Source organism: Crossiella sp. S99.2, assembly GCF_023094165.1.
In the GTDB taxonomy this organism is placed as follows: Bacteria; Actinomycetota; Actinomycetes; order Mycobacteriales; family Pseudonocardiaceae; genus Crossiella.
This window is the reverse complement of the sequence record NZ_JALMDK010000005.1, coordinates 725,718-744,559: the sequence shown is the minus strand read 5'-3', so window position 1 is coordinate 744,559 and position 18,842 is coordinate 725,718. Positions and strand designations below refer to the sequence as shown.

General features: G+C 68.8%; 25 protein-coding genes. 6 read left to right on the top strand and 19 right to left on the bottom strand.

Features of this window, described 5'->3' with window-relative positions; all coding sequences use genetic code 11:
- Positions 1–125 precede the first annotated feature (125 nt).
- From MZC64_RS22765 to MZC64_RS22745, 5 genes are all read right to left on the bottom strand, one after another.
- Positions 126–839 (bottom strand): Crp/Fnr family transcriptional regulator, encoded by a 714-nt coding sequence (locus tag MZC64_RS22765; protein WP_247758351.1) that lies wholly within the window; start codon positions 837–839, stop codon positions 126–128.
- A gap of 12 nt (positions 840–851) precedes the next feature.
- Positions 852–1,562: a Crp/Fnr family transcriptional regulator gene (locus MZC64_RS22760; RefSeq protein ID WP_247758352.1), complete on the bottom strand. Its 711-nt coding sequence runs from the start codon at positions 1,560–1,562 to the stop codon at positions 852–854.
- A 201-nt stretch (positions 1,563–1,763) separates the two neighbouring features.
- On the bottom strand, positions 1,764–1,988 hold the full coding sequence (locus MZC64_RS22755) for a hypothetical protein (RefSeq protein ID WP_247758353.1): 225 nt from the start codon (positions 1,986–1,988) through the stop codon (positions 1,764–1,766).
- Between the two features lie 35 nt (positions 1,989–2,023).
- Positions 2,024–3,016 (bottom strand): ParB N-terminal domain-containing protein, encoded by a 993-nt coding sequence (locus MZC64_RS22750; protein WP_247758354.1) that lies wholly within the window; start codon positions 3,014–3,016, stop codon positions 2,024–2,026.
- Complete coding sequence (locus MZC64_RS22745) at positions 3,013–3,753, bottom strand: ParA family protein (RefSeq protein ID WP_247758355.1); 741 nt, start codon at positions 3,751–3,753, stop codon at positions 3,013–3,015. Before MZC64_RS22745 ends, MZC64_RS22750 begins: the two co-directional genes overlap by 4 nt.
- A 143-nt stretch (positions 3,754–3,896) precedes the next feature.
- On the opposite strand from MZC64_RS22745, the gene MZC64_RS22740 reads away from it, so the two are divergent.
- A complete protein-coding gene (locus tag MZC64_RS22740) occupies positions 3,897–4,925 on the top strand; it encodes a hypothetical protein (RefSeq protein WP_247758356.1) in 1,029 nt (342 codons plus the stop codon).
- A 501-nt stretch (positions 4,926–5,426) separates the two neighbouring features.
- Here MZC64_RS22740 and MZC64_RS22735 read toward each other — a convergent pair.
- The 12 genes from MZC64_RS22735 to MZC64_RS22680 all read right to left on the bottom strand — a co-directional run bounded on the left by MZC64_RS22735 (position 5,427) and on the right by MZC64_RS22680 (position 13,212).
- The gene (locus MZC64_RS22735; protein ID WP_247758357.1) at positions 5,427–6,215 is read right to left on the bottom strand and encodes a hypothetical protein; all 789 of its coding nucleotides are present in this window, start codon (positions 6,213–6,215) and stop codon (positions 5,427–5,429) included.
- Positions 6,216–6,230: 15 nt separating this feature from the next.
- On the bottom strand, positions 6,231–6,458 hold the full coding sequence (locus MZC64_RS22730; protein WP_247758358.1) for a hypothetical protein: 228 nt from the start codon (positions 6,456–6,458) through the stop codon (positions 6,231–6,233).
- A 100-nt stretch (positions 6,459–6,558) separates the two neighbouring features.
- The gene (locus MZC64_RS22725; RefSeq protein WP_247758359.1) at positions 6,559–7,299 is read right to left on the bottom strand and encodes a hypothetical protein; all 741 of its coding nucleotides are present in this window, start codon (positions 7,297–7,299) and stop codon (positions 6,559–6,561) included.
- Positions 7,296–7,685: a hypothetical protein gene (locus MZC64_RS22720; protein ID WP_247758360.1), complete on the bottom strand. Its 390-nt coding sequence runs from the start codon at positions 7,683–7,685 to the stop codon at positions 7,296–7,298. Before MZC64_RS22720 ends, MZC64_RS22725 begins: the two co-directional genes overlap by 4 nt.
- A gap of 125 nt (positions 7,686–7,810) precedes the next feature.
- Positions 7,811–8,572 carry an ESX secretion-associated protein EspG gene (locus MZC64_RS22715; protein WP_247758361.1) on the bottom strand — a complete coding sequence of 254 codons (762 nt, stop codon included), beginning with the start codon at positions 8,570–8,572 and terminating at the stop codon, positions 7,811–7,813.
- Positions 8,569–9,765, bottom strand: a complete 1,197-nt coding sequence (locus MZC64_RS22710) for a hypothetical protein (protein ID WP_247758362.1) — start codon at positions 9,763–9,765, stop codon at positions 8,569–8,571. Before MZC64_RS22710 ends, MZC64_RS22715 begins: the two co-directional genes overlap by 4 nt.
- A gap of 29 nt (positions 9,766–9,794) precedes the next feature.
- Positions 9,795–10,388: a DUF3558 family protein gene (locus MZC64_RS22705; protein WP_247758363.1), complete on the bottom strand. Its 594-nt coding sequence runs from the start codon at positions 10,386–10,388 to the stop codon at positions 9,795–9,797.
- Positions 10,381–10,764: a hypothetical protein gene (locus MZC64_RS22700; protein ID WP_247758364.1), complete on the bottom strand. Its 384-nt coding sequence runs from the start codon at positions 10,762–10,764 to the stop codon at positions 10,381–10,383. The genes MZC64_RS22705 and MZC64_RS22700 overlap by 8 nt, the downstream gene beginning before the upstream one ends.
- 100 nt (positions 10,765–10,864) lie before the next feature.
- Positions 10,865–11,158, bottom strand: a complete 294-nt coding sequence (locus MZC64_RS22695) for a hypothetical protein (RefSeq protein ID WP_247758365.1) — start codon at positions 11,156–11,158, stop codon at positions 10,865–10,867.
- A 1,193-nt stretch (positions 11,159–12,351) separates the two neighbouring features.
- Complete coding sequence (locus MZC64_RS22690; RefSeq protein WP_247758366.1) at positions 12,352–12,642, bottom strand: hypothetical protein; 291 nt, start codon at positions 12,640–12,642, stop codon at positions 12,352–12,354.
- Positions 12,639–13,013 (bottom strand): sigma factor, encoded by a 375-nt coding sequence (locus MZC64_RS22685; RefSeq protein WP_247797733.1) that lies wholly within the window; start codon positions 13,011–13,013, stop codon positions 12,639–12,641. The genes MZC64_RS22690 and MZC64_RS22685 overlap by 4 nt, the downstream gene beginning before the upstream one ends.
- Positions 13,006–13,212, bottom strand: coding sequence for a hypothetical protein (locus MZC64_RS22680; protein ID WP_247758368.1), 207 nt, complete (start codon positions 13,210–13,212; stop codon positions 13,006–13,008). Before MZC64_RS22680 ends, MZC64_RS22685 begins: the two co-directional genes overlap by 8 nt.
- 376 nt (positions 13,213–13,588) lie before the next feature.
- On the opposite strand from MZC64_RS22680, the gene MZC64_RS22675 reads away from it, so the two are divergent.
- Together MZC64_RS22675 and MZC64_RS22670 are read left to right on the top strand one after the other, a co-directional pair.
- Complete coding sequence (locus MZC64_RS22675) at positions 13,589–14,923, top strand: hypothetical protein (protein ID WP_247758369.1); 1,335 nt, start codon at positions 13,589–13,591, stop codon at positions 14,921–14,923.
- Between the two features lie 34 nt (positions 14,924–14,957).
- A complete protein-coding gene (locus tag MZC64_RS22670; RefSeq protein WP_247758370.1) occupies positions 14,958–15,566 on the top strand; it encodes a 2'-5' RNA ligase family protein in 609 nt (202 codons plus the stop codon).
- Between the two features lie 13 nt (positions 15,567–15,579).
- Here MZC64_RS22670 and MZC64_RS22665 read toward each other — a convergent pair whose 3' ends face one another.
- Positions 15,580–16,263 carry a hypothetical protein gene (locus MZC64_RS22665; protein ID WP_247758371.1) on the bottom strand — a complete coding sequence of 228 codons (684 nt, stop codon included), beginning with the start codon at positions 16,261–16,263 and terminating at the stop codon, positions 15,580–15,582.
- Positions 16,260–16,556, bottom strand: a complete 297-nt coding sequence (locus MZC64_RS22660) for a hypothetical protein (protein ID WP_247758372.1) — start codon at positions 16,554–16,556, stop codon at positions 16,260–16,262. The genes MZC64_RS22665 and MZC64_RS22660 overlap by 4 nt, the downstream gene beginning before the upstream one ends.
- An 87-nt stretch (positions 16,557–16,643) precedes the next feature.
- On the opposite strand from MZC64_RS22660, the gene MZC64_RS22655 reads away from it, so the two are divergent.
- The 3 genes from MZC64_RS22655 to MZC64_RS22645 all read left to right on the top strand — a co-directional run bounded on the left by MZC64_RS22655 (position 16,644) and on the right by MZC64_RS22645 (position 18,720).
- Complete coding sequence (locus MZC64_RS22655; protein ID WP_247758373.1) at positions 16,644–16,901, top strand: hypothetical protein; 258 nt, start codon at positions 16,644–16,646, stop codon at positions 16,899–16,901.
- Positions 16,902–16,979: 78 nt separating this feature from the next.
- Positions 16,980–17,336: a hypothetical protein gene (locus MZC64_RS22650; protein ID WP_247758374.1), complete on the top strand. Its 357-nt coding sequence runs from the start codon at positions 16,980–16,982 to the stop codon at positions 17,334–17,336.
- 67 nt (positions 17,337–17,403) lie between these two features.
- Positions 17,404–18,720 carry a hypothetical protein gene (locus MZC64_RS22645; protein ID WP_247758375.1) on the top strand — a complete coding sequence of 439 codons (1,317 nt, stop codon included), beginning with the start codon at positions 17,404–17,406 and terminating at the stop codon, positions 18,718–18,720.
- The last annotated feature ends 122 nt before the right edge of the window (positions 18,721–18,842 follow it).

Genomic DNA, 18,842 nt, shown 5'->3' with positions numbered 1-18,842 from the left:
CGGATCACCTCCGCGCGGTTGGGTTGCTGATCACCACGACCTGCCAGCTAACGCGCACATGGGGAGGGACACCGGAGCCGCAGGTCGCGAACTCCGATGTCCCTGGAAACACTCGAACCAACCGGTCAGCGTGCCCTTCGCAGGAGTAGGTCCGGCTTCAGCAGCCACACCTCGCCTTCCATCGGCTGGATCCAGCCCCGGGTGGTGAACTGCTGGATCGTCTTGCTGACGGTCTCCCGGCTGCTGCCGATCAGGTGGGCCAGCTCATCCTGGGTGAGGTGGTGCTCAACCCGGACCACTCCCTGCTCGGTGACGCCGAAGCCCCTCGCCAGAGCCAGCAGCAGGCCGGCCAACCTGGCCGACGCGTCCAGCAACGCCAGGTGCAATGCTCGCGTCTCGAACTCCCGGGCGCGGGCGTGTCGTTCGCGGGCGAGGTCGAGACCGATCGCCGGGACTTGGTCACACCAGGTCCGCAACTGCTCCCAGGTGATGCTTGCCGTGGTCACCTTCGTGACGGCCACCGCGGTCAAGTCCCGCGGCCCTGAGTCCAGGAAGGACGCCACGCCAACGAGGTCGCCAGGCCCCAGGAGAGCACGCAGGTAGCGCGGCCGGTCGATGATCGCCCGGCTTGTCTTCACCCTGCCGGTGCAGATGAAGTGGGCCCGGTCGCCGTGCTCGCCTTCGAGGAACATCAGCTCGTCCGGCTGGTAGGTCGCCAACCGCATCTCCCGCTGGAACTTGACGGCCTGCGCGGGGCTGAGGCTGCGAAACAGCCAGGAGGAGGCCAACCTGTGCTGCAGCGGGGCCGCGACCACCCCGTCGTTGTCGATGATCTGCATGACGGGGTCGCCTCACTCAGCCAGGTGGGCCAGCACTTGCGGGTCGAGCAGGTTGACTCCGCGGCGTTTCCGCGAGATCACCCCGAGGCGGATCAGCTCGGTCATGGCTCCATGCACGGCCTGGCGGTCGGCGCCGATCAGGTCACCGAGTTCGGAGTGGTCCAAGTGGTGTTTGAGGCTGATCGCGCCGCCGACCTCCCGGCCGAATCGTTGTCCCAGCAGGAGAAACAGCTTCACCAGCCTGGACCTGACGCTGAGCACGAGCTGCTCGTCGCGCCGAGCATGGAACTCGATCGCACGTCCGGACAACTCGATCAGGATCTCCCGCTGGATGTTCGGCTCCACGGCGATCCACTCGTTCAATCGCGAGTATCGGATACGTGCGGCGGTGATACCCGTCGCCGCGGTTGCCGTGGTGGTGTGCAGGCCGCTTTCAAGCTCGAACGCGGCACCGAACAGTTCGCCTGGCCCCAGGAGGTGCTTCAGTCGCTGGGCATCGGTGCCCACCGACTGACTGATCTTGATCTTGCCCGTGCAGATCACGTACAGGTGGTCGCCGAGGGCGCCTTCGCCGAAGATTCTCATCCCGGGGAGGAACTCGGCCATCGTCAGCTCTGCTGCCAGTGCCTGCGCCTGGCCCTCCGCGAGTCCGCGAAGAAGGGAGGAGGACACCAGGGCCGGATGGATCTGGTTGACGGTTGACGTGTTGTTGTTGTCCTGCATGGTTTCCCTGGCGAGCCAGGGCTCCCTGCTCCGGATTCGAGGCCGGAGCTGGAGAGCCGCCAGGGGTTTCCACCACCTTCATGACAAGATCGTGGACGCTCCCTGGCCTGGAGCTGGCTGGAGGTGCGGTCCGTGCCAGGACCGCTGGGCACGCTGTGGACGTGTCGAGGTACGTGTTCCCGGGATGCCGGGAACAGCCGCTCAGGTAACGCCTCTGCCGCGTGCGGACTGCCGGGCGAGGTGCCACGCCCACTGCTCGATCAAGGCGAGCACGGGCACCAGCAGCAGGGGCGGCCACCCGAACCGTGGGTAGGCGAACAGTCCGATGGTCACCGCGCAGCCGAGGTAGGTGAGCCCGGCCCAGAACCGGTGGGCGTGCCACTGGGCACCGCCAGGGATGATCAGTCCAATGAGGATTCCGAACACAGGGTTCTCCTTGTGCTGAAAGAGATTTCCGACGATCACTCCGTTGTTCTCGTCCTTGTGGCACCGGCCGCGAGTTCCTCGCTGATCTCCTGCAGCAGTTCAGGCGGCAGCTCGGCAGCGACGTTGTGCAGTTCCACGAGCAGGCGCCGAAGCCGTTGCAGCAGTCGGCGGCCACGCGCCGGCGAATCCTCAGCCCGTACGGCCGGTGGTGTGGGCAGGGGCGTGGAATCGCGGGGGGTCGCTGCTGGTGCAGGTGCGTTATGGGGGGCCAATTGGGTCCCCCGATCAGATGACGTTGCGGTAGCGGGTCGAGCTGGTTCCGGACCGGTCGGCGGCACGGGCGCGGGGCTGTCCGGCATCAGGTTGGGCAGCTCTCCGGTGGCTGCGAACACGCGCTCCAGGCCCCGGTCGGCGGCGAAGGCCGCGGCCACCGCCCAGGTGGCGTTCGGTGTGTTGAGCCACAGCCGGACCTCGGGCAGCCAGGTCGTACCGCGGTCGCGGAGGGTGCGGTGGACCTTCCAGTAGCGCTTCAGCGTGGTCTCGGGCAGGCGCATGATCCGGCCGACCTGGTTGCGTCCGCAGGAGCACGGCGGCTCGGTGAGCCGGTTGATGGTGTTCAGCGTCTCCAGGATCGTCAGGTGTTTGCGGTGGGCGTTCTCCGACGCCTGGGCGCGGATGAACTCGGCCAGCAGTTCCTCGCTGGAGGGCCGTGGGTCGACGAAGGCCGGGATGGTCTCCCGCCCGAGCTGGAGGAAGGCCAGGCGGCGGCTGTTGCCCTTGATCAGGGTGTAGGTGCCGTCGCCGTTCGGGTTGACCTCGATCGGGTGCAGCAGTCCGACGTCGTCGATGTTGGCCGCCAGCTCGGCGATGTCCTCCGGCTTGGCGTCGACCCCGCACACCTGGATGCAGCGGGTGATGGCTGCCAGGGGGATGGGGACGGCGACCCGGTCGTCGTCGGCGGCGTCGGCGAAGTCGCCGAGTGCGGTGCTGGTGTCCGTGGCGTCCAGGTTGGTCAGCATCGGGTTCATGACAGCCTGCCCCGCACCCAGTCGGCGAGCGCGGCGGAGGCGCGATGGGTGGCCTGGGCGTTGCCGACAGCGAACGGGCTGCGGCCGTGGCGCACCGCGTGCGCGACCCAGCCGTCGTGTCCAATGTGGACGGGGCAGATCCGGAACCGCTCCGCGTCGGCGTGCTCGATCAGGCTGTCGAGCAGCAGCATCTCGCTGCGGTCCTTGCGGATCCGGTTGACCAGGGTGTGCAGGGCGCCGGGTCGCGCGCGCCGAACCAGTTGCGCCTGGGTGTGTGCGAGGGTGCGGATACCGAAGGCGTTGGCGACGACGCACAGCACCAGGTCCGCCTCGGCCAGCACGGCCAGGGTCCGCGCATCGGGCAGCTTGACGGTGTCCACGACCACCCAGGTAATTCCCGCCTCGGCGGCGGCTCGGCGGAGTCGGCCCGGGTCGTAGAGCGGCGCTCCGGTCGGGCGGTTGAGTTCCGGGTCGGGCGCGAGGTAGTAGCCGCGGGCTGCGGTGGGGATTTCGCGCAGCACTTCGGCGTGCGGGCGGATGTCGAACAGGAAGTCCTTGACGGTGCCGGTGGTGCGCATGGGAATGGCCAGGATCTGCGCGCCGTCGCCCTGGGGTTCCAGGTCGGCGAACAGGGTGGGTTCGGTGGCGGCCAAGCCGTGCGCCAGCAGCGCGCACACGTGGGTGGCGCCGACGCCGCCCTTCGGCTTCGTGACCAGGATGATCTTCGGGGTGTCCACTGTGGCTCCTCGGCGTCGGTCGAGCGGGTACGCCGGGAAAGGTCGGTACTGCCGCGCCTTGCGTGGCACCCCCGACTACCGAGGGCGTGGAGAAGGCACTGCGTCGAGGTGAGGGCCTGCGGACCGCCGTCCGAATCGGGCTGGTGGAGGCGGTGCCGCAACCGGTGGTCAGTCGCGACTGGCGGCCGGTGTGGTGGGCGTTGAGCGAGTTCGGGTGGCTCGACGAGACGCTGCTCGGCGACCTGGATCGGCTGCCTGATGCCTGCGGACGGCCGCCGGCCCGCCACCTGGTGCGGCGCCTCAGCACGATCGGCTGGCTGGCCCGCGACCGCGCGCCTGGCCGACCGGCACGGCCGATCCGGGTTACGCCGTCGGGCGTCGAGGCGATCAGCAACGCCCTGGTCAGCGCCCCGTTGTGGACGGCGCCAAGCCGAGAAGTCGCCCGGCGTGCGCTGGCTGTGGCCCTGCCGGTCCGGGGCCAGCACGACGTTCCGGCAGTGTGCCAATCAGTGGCCGAGGTCGCCGCGTCCTGGGGTCGCCTGGTTCGGGAAGTGGATGTGCGACAGGCGGTCCAGGAGTGGCGGACGGCCGGGTGGATCGTCGACACCGCGGTGCCGCCGGGGCGATGGAGGCTGACCGAACTCGGCCGTCGTTGTGCCCGCGCGGTGGCGAGTTCCACCGCGACCGCGGCCCCGCGCCGTCCACGACAACAGGACCAGGTTCACGATCAGTTGCTGATCTCGGCGGTCCGGCGGCTGCTGCTCCGGTGGCCGGGGGTGCTCGGGACGCTCCGAGTCGCCCGCCGCCTTCGGCTGGACGAATCCAGCCGTCCAGGGTGGGTCATTCCCGACGCAGTGGTCGGCTTCCAGTGCGCGGACCGCCGGTTGCTGCTGGTGATCGAAGCCGAGCGCCGCGGGCGATATGACGGGCTCGCCCGCCATATCCGACGCCTTGGGTGGCTCGCTGAGCTGCTGCCCGGAGACACCGTCCACGTCGCGGTGCTCTGTGCCCGCCGCAGTCCTGGCCGGGTGAATGCGGTGGCCGGCGCGCTGGCGGAATCGGGAAGTTCTGTGGCGTTCCGGGCCGTGGTGACGACGCCCGCGACGTTGCCGCGCCAACTGGTCGAGTGGGGAATCGATGGCCAGGCAGTGCCGATTCAGCCGCTGTGGTGAGCGCTGTGGAACTGCCCCGGCATATACGACATTCGCAACGCGCTGACCTGTGGAAACAAGCGGTGTCGCGGAGAGTGGATTCATCGTGATATGGGCCTTTGGCCCATATCTTTTCTTCGGCGGCCTTTGGCCGTCGTGCCGTTTGGGGGCGCGGCATTTTGCCGCGCCCCCCTTGGCGATCACGTTCAGTAACCGCTGACTGTGCGGTGTATCCCTCGGGCGAACCACTGGTGGCAGGCTGGATCTTCTCCACGGCGGTTGCCAGGCCGATGGTGTCAGCGAGCCTTGTCGCAGGTTCGGCGCCCGGTGCTCGCATCGTCTGTCCGGCTCCGCTGGCACCGCTCAAGGCGGCCTCGGTGGGGTAGACGGCCCGAAGCGCGACGGCCGGGTCCCAGGTTGGACGGCCCATACGTGCCTGTCCGAGCAATGCGTGTGCGGCTGCGGGGTCGACGATGTGTTCGCCGAACTCCCGCAGCCGCTGGATCAGGGGATGAAGTGGCGCTACCGATTGAGCGACCAGTCGGCGTCGCCGTCCTTGACGCTGCCGTCGTTGAAGGAACCGGTAAACGGGTCCGGCCACTTACCGCCCGGGAAGAAGCTGTTGTCGACTGCCTCGCCGTGCAGGCTGATCAGGTTCTGCGCCTGGCTCCCCAGGAATGCGGTGAGGCCGGTGACCAGGCCCCCGAGCATGCCGATGCTGATACTGATCTCACCCAGAACCAGGCCCAGGCCTACCCAGGAGAAGACCCCCGTCCCGAGTGCGGCAATGGCGGCGACGACGGTAGCGATGAGCTTCGCCAGGATCGCACCCACGCCAGCGTAGAAGCCCAAGCCGCCTGCTGCGCTGAACCCCAATGCGATCGAAGTCTTCTCCGCAATGGTCGCGATCTTGTTGGCGGCCTCACCTTGGGGTTTGATGCTGGTCTTGTACGTGGCGGCCGCCTGTCCTGCCCACGAGCCGGCCGCCGGCATCGCCTCCGGTTTGAGCTGACCGACCACGTTGCTCGCCAGGCCCCGGATGTCCTGCCAGTCGAATGCGTAGGTGAAGAACAGCACTGGGGCGGCGATACCGATCGCGGCGTCCTTGACAGCGGCGCAGAACTGGTAGCCCAGGCGATAGATCTGTTCCGAGCACCACTGGACGGCATCTTTGACAAAGTCAGGCATGAGCGCGATCTGCGGGTGGGTCCGAATCACGGCTCGGAGCGCCGCCACATTCACTTCAAGATCACTCGCCCCCGAGATGATCTTCTCTTTGACTTCCTCGAACTGCGCGTTGCTGAATCCCATTCCGCGATCTCCCCCTCAGTACAGGTTCTTCATCTTGTGCAGGTTGGCCGCTTCTTCCTGCTCGTAGGTGTCGGCGACCTGCCGCAGGGTGGTGGCGACCTCGCCCATGCGCTGCGCGCCCTCGCCGGACCGGGAGATGACCTGATCGATCACCGCGGTGTAGGTGTCGAAGACCATCTGGAACAGCCCAGCTTCGACACGATTGAGCCGCAACGTCTCCACCTGGGAGCCGACCTTTGCCATGTCCGCAGACTGCTTGTCCCACACACCGGCCTCGTTGCGCAGAGCGGCAGTGGCTGCCCTGACCTGATCTGACGTTGGTGGCGCCATCGCTGTTGTCCCTTCAGTCCGCGAGCCGGTGGGGATTGTTGAGCAGTGCCATGACCTCGGCGACCACGTTGTCCATTCCGCCTGCCGGATTCGCGGGGGGCACGTTCTGCTGACTCCGCAATGCCTCCTTGGCCGACGCCAGGGCCTCACCGAGTGCGTTCATCAGCCGGGTCGCGGTCTGATCGGCAACCCAGCGTTCCTCCGCGGTGCAGGAGACCAGGCCGGTCGGGGACAGGACGAGGGCGAGCTTGCCGGAGCGATCGGTGCCGGTGGCGTTGGTGTCGTCCGTGCTGGGGGTGAACGAGTCGAGGTTGTTGAACGCCTTGAGCACGTCCTCGGTGATCACATCGAGCGGGCGCGGCGATTCGGCTGCACGCGGTGTGCGGATCCCAGTGGGTGCCTGCCCAGGCCCAGCCACGTCTACCGGCGCGGCCTTCAACCGGTCCAGCTGGTCCTTCCAGCCGTCGGACACCAACGCGTCCGACCAGGAGGCCATCCGCTGGCTGATCGCGGCCTGGAATGCCTCCAGCACGGTCGAGCCGAACGCCTCCGGCCGGATCCGGCAGGCCCACGCGTTGTCCACCCGAAAGGAGGCGGGCAGACCCTCTGGTCCCACGGTGACCTGGACCAATCCGGTCGCGTCCGTTCCCTCGGCCAGGCGGGGCGCGGATGCCTCGGCACTGCTCATCAGCGTCTGCATCTTCGTCGCGTAGTCCTGTAGCTGGGTGAGCTGCGCAAGCAACTGCTCGTTCATGACTGCTCGATACCTCCAGAGGTGGGCGAGTCGGATGCTGCGCGGAGTGCACGTTGTGCTGCCTGCGTCGCGGGAATGATCAGCACCCATCCGGCCAGGAGCGGAATCCAGGCGGCTGAGGCGTTCAGGACCACGGCGGTCGAGAGCGCACCTACGGCCGCGAACATCGTCCACAGCAGGACGACCACCGCGAGACGCAGCTTCCGCGGCGCCGCGCCAACGAAGGCGGTGAGTGCCACTCCCACCGCGAACGCCACCATCAACAGAACGACGGTGATCAGGGAGCCGGTCTGGCCAAGAGGTGTTTTGGCAGCTTCACTTGGACTGATAGACCAGACGAACAGCGGGCCGAGCATGAATATCTCGAACAGCAGCACACTGAACACCGCGTCGGACCGCTGGTTGCGAGATCGACGTTCGGCTCTGGGCATACGTTCTCCAATCCCTGGCACGGTTCGGGCTGGCAGGCGCGCTCGACGTCGCTAACGGCAGACACCTGCGGAGCGCCGGATCATCTGCGGTCGACGAGTTGCCGGAGCTGCGCGACAAGTAGCGCCGGGCCGCCCGGGGTGACCGTCACCCAGCCGTCGTTGCGGAGCTGGACGAACCGACCTGCCTCGGTGGTGTGCCAGCCAACCGCGTTCGCACTGCCACGGCGGGTGCCGTCCTGGTCGACGATGACCACCGAGAACTGCCCCATCGCGAGGATGCCGGTGCAGGCGTGGGCCAACGCACTGGCCTGCCCCGCCGGCTCGCCCAGGTCGACCAGCACCTGGGGCAGCCGCCGAAGGTCATCCCCCGCCGCACGCACCGCGGCCTCCAGCACAGCCTCGCGCACGTTGGCCGAGGCAACGCGAGGTGCAGGCCCGTCACCGGTGAGGGCGACGAGCTGGCCGATCAGCGCGTGGTCGGGTAGCTGCCGCAGCTCGATCTGGTGGTCGTGGTCGAGCACGGCCAGCACAGCGTGTTCACCATCCACCGCGCCCCGGAACCGGAGCGAGGTCTCGCCGAACACGCGGCCGTCGATGGCCCACCGGAACCTGGCGAGCATGGCGATCGACTCGACCAGCTCGGGCACGAGCCCGCCCCGGTCAACCAGGCCGCGGTCGGTGAGGTCGGCGAGAACCTGCTGGAGGAGCTGGCGGCGTTCCTCCCAGGTGCGTCCTGGGCTGGGCAGGTCGAGCGCGTAGGGCAGTTCGCCGAGTTGCAGGTACTCCCAGCACGCCTCGAACTCCACACCGGACAGCCGCAGGACCGAGCCGATCCGGCTCACTCCGGCCCCTCGCCGATGACCGGCGGCATCACCGGCCGGTCGTCGGCGAACAGGCTGTCGTCCTTGACCCACAACGTGTTGGAGTGCTCGGTGTCCTCCTCGCCGCGCCCAGCACCGGGCGCCGCGGGCTGCATGAAGCCCTGCCCCGCGGCACCGGCCCGACCGGAAACACCGGCCGCCCCGGCGGCGGGTCGAGCAACGCCAGGTTGGCTACCCACCCCAGCGGCACCGCCACCGCGGCCTCCCACACCACCGGCACCGGCACCAGGTCCACCGCCGGCGCTGAAGCCGCCGAGGGGACCGCCCACGCCACCAGCCCCACCACTGAGAGGCGCCGCAGTGCCGCCGCCGGGTGGCGGAAGCTGTCCGGGCTGCTGGCCGAGGCTGGGCGGCGGGGTCGGATTGTCGAAGCTGCTGATGACCTGGTCGATCGGCTCTCGCTGACCGCCCGGTGGCGTCACCGGCCCAGGGCGCACCGGGTCGTTCGGCTGGGGCACACCAGGATCGTTGCCCTGGTTGGAAGTCCGCGGAGGCTGAGCGCGGGAGCCGTCCCGGCCGCGCGGTCCCGGCGGCCGGGTGCCCGGCGGCGGGACGATCGGCGGTCCTGGCGGTGTGCCTGGTTCGGTCGGCGCGGCCGAGCCGGTGAGCTTGGGCGGCTCCGGCAGTGGCTGGACCAGCGCGACGTGGGACTGCGAGCTGGACTGGTAGGCATACAGCGCCCGGTTGGCCGCGTCGTCGGCCGCGCGCTGCTTCTCCACCTCGCGATCGAGGTTGCTGCTCATCCCGAACACCCGCAACGGGCTGTTGAACGCATCCGCCAAGCCGTCGCCGAAGCTGTAGGTGACCGGTGGCTGCGCGGGCACCGCCGAACTCACCGTGGACACCGCATCCGCCTGGGCCACCACCCGGCCCTGCGTGGTCGTGGCCGCCGACCCGGACCCCCCGGCCCATCCCGCGGCCTGCTGCATCTGCGCGCCGGCCTGTGCCCCGGCAACGGAGTTCCATTCCCCGCCGAGTTCACCGACCACCTTGCGCAGCTTGGCGTCGGTCTCGGCGAGGGCCTTGCCGAGCCGGGTCACCGCGGCCTGCGCCGCCACGAACTCGGCGGGGCCTTTGCCCTGCTGCATCCAGCCATGCTTCTCCGACAGCGGATGGCCCTCGAACCGGTAGCTGCCAACCGTTCCACTACTCATCCCCGAACCCCCTGTTGACCTTGTGTAGCTCAGCTCCGCACGGACAGGGTCTGCATGATCAGCTCGGCGCCCTCCCGCGCCTTGCCGCAGACCTGATCCGTGGTCATCGCGCCCACCGTCTTCAGCCCGAACTGCACGTCCAGGCTCTGCCCCGGTGCAACGTCGATGACGACGTTGCACGAGCTGGTGGCGGTGTTGCCGATCCGCGTCTCGACCGCGCCGAAACCAGCCGCGGTGACCTGCTTGACCAGGACGTTGCGCTCACCTTTGAGCCAGACCTCAGCGCCTTCCTGCGGTACCGGGGTGACCAGGTAGGTGAAACGAGGACTGGAGCCGACCTTGAAGAAGGTGCAACCCCGGTTCCCGTTCTTGTCGGCCTGGCCGGGCCCGTTGCGCTCCGGTTGCTGGTCAAGTTGGAGTTGCTGTTGTTGACCTGTGGTCAGCACGGTGCAGGGATCGAGCGAGTCGATGGAGATCACTTTCGGCCGCGCGGGAAGTGCCGCGGTTGAAGTGGGGCTCGTAGCTGGCGAACTCGACGGAGTCGCCGTACCGCCCACGCCGCAGCCAGCGAGCACCAATGTTCCGACGACAAGCGCCAGGGGCAGAAGCCGGCGTTCAGACACGGGGACTCACCGGGCCGTTCAGCGCCGTGGTGATGTCCTGGTCAGTGAATCCGTAGGTCTTGGCCGCGGCCTTCATCTGCTCGACCGCCTGGGACAGCTCTTCGGCATAGGCGATCGCCCGGTTGATGTAGGAGTCCGGGTCTTCGACCAGTTTCCGGTTCAGCGCCTTGGCCACGTCCTTGCTGACCGGGTCCTGCCGAGCCGGTTCGGTTCGCATGTCCCGCGAACACGCGTCGATCTCGGTATACAACCATTTCGCCTGGTCCTGGACGGCCCTGGCGATCTGCAGGACGTTGTCCTCGTTGACCTTGAATCCGGCACTGCCTCCGGCTGCCGAAGGCAGACTGGTGCCCCCGGTCCCGTTCCCCTCGTGCACGACCCATCCCCTCGTACGCGTCCCCGTACAGCGAGTCACCGTACATGGGACCGTCCGAGTCGATGAAATGTTCCGTCCAAATGGAGGACAGCCAATTAGGTCACCCAATTGGGGGTATCGGGGTGTCCTGTCCTGGCCAGTCGCCAAACGACTCCCGAACCGCCAGGTGGCGCGCGCACGCATCGAAATAGACCTGGGTCGCTTCGTGCAAGATCGCTGCCTTGTCCAGATCGACGCGAGTGATGGTGGTCGCGTCGAGAGGGTGGAAGGCCAGCTCCAACTCGACGGTGGTGATCATCAGGGTGGGCACGCCGTTGGTCACCTGCACGGTGATCGTAACGTCGGGCGTGAGCGGGACGGAACGGGTGTTCTCAGAGCCTGGGGTGTCGGTCATCCGCGAAGCCAGTCCTTATTCTCGTGAGGCATTGCTACCGGGCGAATCCGTTGGCGCTGCGGAGGGAAAGCCCGCATCGGCAACGGGTTCACGCAACTCCCGCAAGTGCGGTGGAGCCCCCGCTCGGATCTCTCGTCGAGCGGCGAAGCTCGATCACGGTCCGGTGTGGACAGTTCCGCACATCGAGCGGCGAACACCGGCACGCGTGCCGGCGGTTGGGTTGAGTCGCAGCAGTTTGAGGATCCGGCCGGTCGGCGGTCGTCAGGTGGCCCGCAACTGTGCGAGCCTCGCTGGCCCCGCCGGTGACTTCGGCGACCCGGTCCCGCCGTAGGCCGTAGGCGACCATGCCGACGATCATGCCTGCGATGAACACCATGGCATGGTGGACAAACAGCATTGGATCAGCTCCTTCTGTCGCATGTGGACCAGGTCGCGGCTCGACGACTGAACAAGGCCACTGTGACCAACAGGACGAGAACGAGAAGTACCCCGACGGTCCACTGTGTCTCCCGGCGCATTCGCCCGCACACCCGACTGGTGCGCCGTAGTTTCCCGGCCTGCAGCCAACGGGCCCGCGGGGTAGGTGCCGAAGGCAGTCCGAGCAGGCGCGCGAACTTCGTCAAGCCGACGTCATCCGGCTGTGAGCCGGGCGGATGTGCGTCGAGGTGCAGGCGCAGGACACGCCCCGCGCCGCAGTCGCAGCGTAGGCACTGACAGCTGATCGAGATGAACCCGTTGGTGGGCAAACGACGTTCGGCAACCTGCCAGTGGTGTGAGTCAGCCCGGCAGGGGCCGCACAGAAAGGGTCCACTGAACGGCCGCCGCTGGCCGAGTTTCCGCAGTGCTGCCCGGATCTTGTTGTACCGCATGGCTAACCTGCCTTGTGTTCTTCAGTTCCACCGGCCTTCTCCTCGTCGGCGGGGACAGGAGGTGCGGCAGCCAGGTGTCGTAGCGGGCTGACGGGACGGGGTGTCGGCTGACCAGAACCCTTGGACGGGCACTGCGAGTCCGGGCATGGCCTCGTGAACGGCGGGAAGTTGCAGTTGGCCATGACGAAGCCCTTGTTGTTACAGGTGAAACAGCGACGCGGGTCAGCCATCGTCCTCACCTCACTGGATTTCCGATCATGACTTCTCGTTGCCGCGTCTTCCGGGTCATGTTGCTGTGCGAGAACATCAGGAACGGCGTGTCGTTCAGTCATTGCTGTCCGCCCGTTCCGTGAGGAAGCGGCGCACTTCCTGGGCAACGGACTCCTCGGCCGCGGTGAGCGCGGTGTCCATCGCGTCGAGCATGCGAGCCAGTTCGCGCTGCTTGATCTCGGCCATTCCGGGAACGGCGAGATCGCGGATGAGTTCTACCGCGTCCTCCGTGGACAGCAGCGCGGCCGAGATCGGCTTCGTCCGGCTTGTCGATGAGCCTGGTTTGCCAATCTTGGCACCGTCCACCACATGCATGATCGGTCCACCCTGACGTTTCCCAGTCATGATTTTTCCTTGTTTGGCAAGGAGAACTTGGTCAAGTCGACGGCAGCGTGGTGCCGCCGCTCCGCGGCTTGGTCCGCCCGCCGTTCTTCGGCTCGGCGCCGGGCTCGGTCGGTCGCGACCCGGCGAACCATCGGCTTCAGGCAGAAGGCAAACGCCGTGCTGTTCTGTGGTCCTGAACCGTTCTTGACGTCGCGGAACAGCCGCAGGAACGTCTCGGCCACGATCTGATCCTGTTCGCCGGAGCACTGGCTGAAGTGGCGCGCGAACCCCCTGGCCACACGGCGATACCTGTTCATCAGGATCACTTCGGCCGCATGCCAGCCCAATCGCACCAGCATGAACAGGTCGATCCCTGGTGGCACACTAGTCATTCCAGCTCCCACCGCCGACGAATTGGCCGGCACCCGGCAGGGCGGGCGCCTCTCGACCTCGCGCGCCGCCGTGGGGAGTCGAGCGCGGTGGCCCGGCGGCCGGCGTGCCTGGGCACAGCAGGTGCACCGCGGCGACCGCCAGCGACATCGAGCCGGTGGTCAGCGCGATCGTCCGCAGCACGACGTGCCACCTGTCCATGTCCACCCCGTCCGTTGCTGGGTGCGGCGGGGCACGTGGTTCGCGCCTCTCGTGCCCCGCCGCAGGTTCAGGCGGGTGGACGGGGCTGCGTTAAGCCGGATTCCCGCCCCGTCCACCCGGGCCGGGCACAACCAGCACCGCGGCAACTTGTCCGCCGACGCTCCCCTGCGAAGCGCCGTCCGGTTGATGCGGTTGGGCCCGGTCAGGTCGGCGAGCGCCCCTGGAGCGCCAGGGGCGGTGTTCGCCGCCATGGGTTCAGGGTCGACGTCCGGCGCGATCGGCAATAGGGCAGGTAGCGGGGCTGCCCCGGGCAGATTGATCAGCGGTCGGTGACGTCGCGGCTACACTGCGAAGTGACCCGGCCAAGGTGGTGCTCATGACCGTGACGCAGCCGAACCTGCTGCTCCGCGCTGCCCGCGAGCGCACCCCGTCGACGGTGAACCCGGACGAGTCGATGTCCCGGCGAGAGCTGGCGGATGCGGTGAACCGCCACCTGCGGAAGGTCACCGGCAAGGTCCACGGGCTGGACACGCACGCGGTGGCCCGCCTGGAACGGGGAGCCGTGCGCTGGCCCTGCGACGCCTACCGTCTCGGCTTCCGGCACGTGCTCGGCGTGGCCACGGACGCCGAATTGGGCTTCCGGCGTCCTCGGCCGCGGGCTTCCGGCGCCCGGCCCGGCACGGTGTCGGTGACCGCGCGCGATGCCGTGCAGCAGGTCGAGGAGGTGCTGATGAGCGCAGCTGACGAGTCCGCGCAGTTCCTGTCCTGGGCGGAGTCGACGAACGTCGGGCAGTTCACCATCCAGGATCTGCACTCCGACGTCCGCAAGGTCGCCCGCGCGTACCTGAAGGAACCCACGCTGCCGCTGTTCGCCCGCACGAAGGCGTTGCGGGACAGGGCATTCACCCTGTTGACCGGCCACCAGACACCGCAGCAGAGCCAGGAGCTGTACGCCGCCGCGGGATGGTCGCTGACCATGCTGGCGTGGATGTCGGTGGACCTGGGCGAGGTCGACGCCGCTGAAACGCACGCCCGGGTGGCGTGGGTGTGCGCCGAGCGGGCCGACTACAACCCGTTGCGGGCGTGGGTGCTGGCCACCAAGCACACCGCCGCGTTCTGGCAGCAGGACTACCTCGGCGCCGCGGGCTATGCCGCTGAGGGCCTGCGGTACACCGAGATCGGGACCGCCCGCCTCTACCTGTACAGCGCGCTGGCGATGGACTTGGCCCGCGCCGGTGACCGGGACGGCGCCATGGCCGCGCTCCGCCACGCCGAGCAGGCCGCCGAGGTGGCGACGCGCGCCGAGAACGAGCTGGCCGGGCCGTTCACCTGCTCGGTGGACCGGGCCGGATCGCTGTGGTCGGACGCCGAGCTGGCGCTGGGCCAGGCGAGCACGGCGCTGGAGTACGCCGACCGGGCGGTCGCCGTCTTCGAGGCCACGCCGGACGGGCAGCGCAACCGGGGCTCCGAGCGCATGGTCCGGCTCCAGCAGGTCAAGGCCCACCTGGTGCTCGGTGACCTGGGCAGCGCGGAGAACGCGCTCGCCCCGGTGCTGGAGACGGCGCCGCAGCACCGCATCCACCCGCTGCTCAATCGCGTCCGGGAGGTGGACGAGATGGTGACCGGGGTCGGTGGGGCGGTGGCCGGCCGGGTGCGGGATTCCATCACCGCCTTCGGCCGTGAGACGGTGCTCAAGGAACTGACGGCATAGCCCGGGAGGCGAGCAGGTGCCCGTATTGGAGCCGATGCGGAACCACTGGTGGTGGCGACCCGGCTGGCGGGTCGGCCGTTCCTTCTACACCTGGCACGTGACCTTCGCCGACCAGCCCGAAGCACAGCGTCTGGTCGCCGACTACGAGCCGGTGCTCTCCACGCTGCCGACGCTCGACCCGATCCCGGTGCGCTGGTTGCACCTGACGTTGCAGGGCATCGGGTTCACCGACGAGGTGGCCCGCGGCGACGTCGACCGGATCGTCGCCGCGGCACAGCGACGGTGCGCCGGCCTGGCGCCGATCGCCGCGACCATCGGCCCGGCTCAGACAGATCCCGAGGGTGTCCAGATGCCGGTGCGGCCGTTGGCCGCGCTCGCCGAGCTGCGCCTGGCGATCCGCGCGGCGATCGGCGACGTCTGGGGTCAGGACAACGTGCCCGAGCCTGAGGAGGGGTTCCGCGCGCACGTGTCGCTGGGCTACTCCAACGCGGCGGGGCCGGCCGAACCGGTGGCGCGGGCGCTCGACGAGCACGGCGCGCACACCGCGGCCGTGACCATCTCCTCGGTGTCGCTGATCGACCTCAACCGCGACCGGCAGGCCTACGAGTGGACGGACGTGGCGACCGCCCGGCTGGGCGGGTGAGGAACCCGGCGGCTCATCGCCCGCCGTGTGCCAGCGACCGAAGGCGCCGGGACAGCACCTGGAGCTGGGCGGCACCCAGCAACATCCCGTACGGCAGCTCGGTGTCGCGGAGGCGACGCAACACCGCCGCCGCGCCGACGTAGACGAGGTCCGGTCCGCACACCAGCGCTGCCTGGCCCTGCGTGGCCGGGCGGGCCGACCGGGTCGGCCAGGCGAACGCGGCCGCCGCTGGTCCCGGGCTGCACCGCAACCGGGCGAAGTGCTCCTGTCCGTCGAGCCGGACCTCCTGGAGGGCGGAGCGCCCGAGGGCGCGCTGCCACAACCGGTGTTCAACCGCGGCCGTGGTCAACGGGCCCGGGTTCCAGCCAACCCAGTGCCGCCCGCGGCGAACCGTGAGCTGCCAGCTCGGCCCACCGGCCTCGCCCCACGTCAGGATCGGCATCGCGTGCTCGGCCGCCTCCGGGTCGGACACCGGGACGTAGTCCACCCACAACTCCAGCGTCGCCTCCACCACGGTGTCCGCCACAGCGGTGCCGGAGATCGCGTTCAGCGGGACCCGCACGAACCGCTCGTCGTGGTCGATCAGCAGGATCGGGTCGGCGCCGTCCGGGTCGACGAGTTCGGCGTGCCAGCCCCGGTCCCGCATGGCGGGGATCCACCGGGTGCGCAGGGCGCGTACAAACTGGTGGGTACTCACAGTTCCTCCTTCAATGCCGGGGCCAGCCCGGGGACCAACCCGGCGAGGCCGGCCAGCAGCTGTTGTTCGGCGACGGTCAGGCGAACCTCGATCAGGTCGAGGTGGATCAGCGGGTGGCGCCGGGAACGCACGCGGGCGAGTCCCAGTGCGGCGAGTAGTCCGTTCCAGGCCGGATGAGCGGTGGTCGGCGTGGGTGGGAGGCCGCGGCAGACCTCGTGTGCGAGGCGAACCAGATCGGCGGGGAGCCAGTAGGCGAGCGCGTGCTCCGGTGTGGTGGTGGCGCGGATGTTCATGCCTGGAGAGGTCGCGACTTCACCTAACCGCGCGGCACCGGCCCGGTGTTACCGTGGAGGTTCGCCTCGGACGGCGTTCCGAAGGAGATGAGCACCGTGGACCGCCCGCACGTCCCGCACGAGTTCCAGCCCTTCGACGATGCCTACTTCGGCATCGACCGCGGGCACCGCCGCGCGGGCGAGGAGTTCCTCCGGCTTGACCGTGAGCGGGACTGGTCGGACACGCGCCAGCGGGACGAGGACATCACCGGCAGCATCGTCGAGGCCGGCGACCGGCAGTTCACCGAGTACGCGCAGCAGGATCTCACCGACCTCTCCGGCGGCTTCGACCCCGGCGGTTACTGACCTGCCACCAGCCCTTCCGCAGTGCGTTACCAGGACTCAGGTCCGAGTAACCACTGTCCATTTCGGAAGGACTGGCACATGCGCAGGTCGAGACTCATCCCGCTGGTCATCGCGTCCACCTCGGTGCTGGCCGCCGGGCTCCCGGGTGCCGCCGCGTCAACCCGTGAACCGAACCGCAACTTCGAGCAGGTGATCGCCTGCGAATACGTGGTGCGGTGGCCCGGCACCCGCAAGTTCGCCACATCGCAGTTCGACGTCGACGAGTCCATCGACTACCTCCACAGCGACACGGTGGTCTGGGCCGACCCGCGCAACTTCGTCAACCGACGACACCCGCGGGAGCACTTCACCGTCCGTGAACTCGCCGGTTCCGGCGGCGGGTGGGTCATGGCCGCCAGCCTGGCGAAGACCTCGGCCAAGTGCCTGCCGCTGTAGCCCGGCGCCGGCGGAGCGACCGCGTTACCTGAACCAGTGACCGGCCAAGCCAAGGAGGTGAACCACCGTGTCAACCGATCCGACCCTGCGGCTGGCTCTGAGCCGCCTGGGCATCATCGCCGCCGCGCGGCACATCGGCCGCTTCGAGCAGCCGATGCGCGTGGGTTGCCCGCGTTGCGGAGATCGTCTTCCGGCTGGCTGGTCCGGCCGGTGGAACTGCCCGTCCTGCGCGTGCGGCGGTGACCAGGTCGACTACCTCACCTCGACCGGGCTGTCCTTTCCGGCGGCTCGAAACCTGTTGCTGGACAACGCGACCTCCTGGTCCAGTTGGGAGAAGGAGGCCCTGCGCAGAGCGCTGCCGATGCCGTACCTGCTGGGGCGGCTCGGGATCCCGTTGCGGCACGGTCGAATCCGCTGCCTGGACGGCTCGCTGCACCGGCGGGGCGATGTGACGCCGTCGTGCGCGGTGTACCCGGACGCGGTGCACTGCTTCGCCTGCGGGTTCCACACTGACATCTTCGGTGTGTGGGCACGGATGCGGTCCACCGAGTTCCGGACCGCCTGGCTGGAACTGCTCGCGCTCGCGCAGGAACTGGACAGCCCGGTCACCGTGAATCCTGGACTGGTCCGCGGCTGCGGGACTCAGGACGGCACGGCGTTCGCCGAGCTGTACGCGGCCGTGCTGGACTGCTGCGAACCACTCGCGGACACGCCCGTGGCCGGATACCTGGCCGGCCGGGCGATCAACCCGGTGCTGGCCGGGGAGTTCGGGGTCCGCTGGGTGTCCAACCCGGCGCTCGGCCGGATCCAGCGGCTGCTCGGTGCGTACCCGGCCGAGTTCGTCACTGCGGCCGGTCTGGTCGAGGGCGACGGATTGTTCGTGCTCCGGCAACACCGGTTGATCTTCCCGGCCCACCGGGACGAGAAGATCGTGTGGCTCCAGGGACGGTCCACCCGGCAGGGTGTGGCCAAGCGGTGGCGGTGGCGGTCCCTGACCGGCATCACCCCGTGCCCGCTGGGACTGCCCCAGCTCCTGGACGCCGCTGCCGAGGAACCGGTGCACGTAGCTGAAGGTCCGACCGACTGGCTGGCCATGGCCAGCACCGGGAGGACCGTGATCGGGGTGCCCTGGGCACAGGCGATCGCCACCTGGTGGCTTCGCCTGCTCGCCGGACGGCGCGTCGTGCTCTGTCACGACGCCGACGATGCCGGCGAACTGGGCGCGCAGTTGTGGCGCGAGCGCCTGCGACCGTTCCGCGCAACGGTCCAGCGACTGCCGCTGCCCCTGGGAACCGATCTGTGCGACTGCCTTGTCCTCCTCCAGTCGCAAGGTCGGCCCGGCGAACTGCCTGCGCCGGTTGCCCTGCCGGAGCCCGTCGAGTAAGTCACCTCGACGCTCCGGTCACCCCACGGTGGGGCGCGCTCACCCCCCCAGCGCGCCCCACCCCCTCTTCTCCTTGTGCGCCAACCACCTTCTCCGGGCCGCGTTACCTGACCTCATGGGCG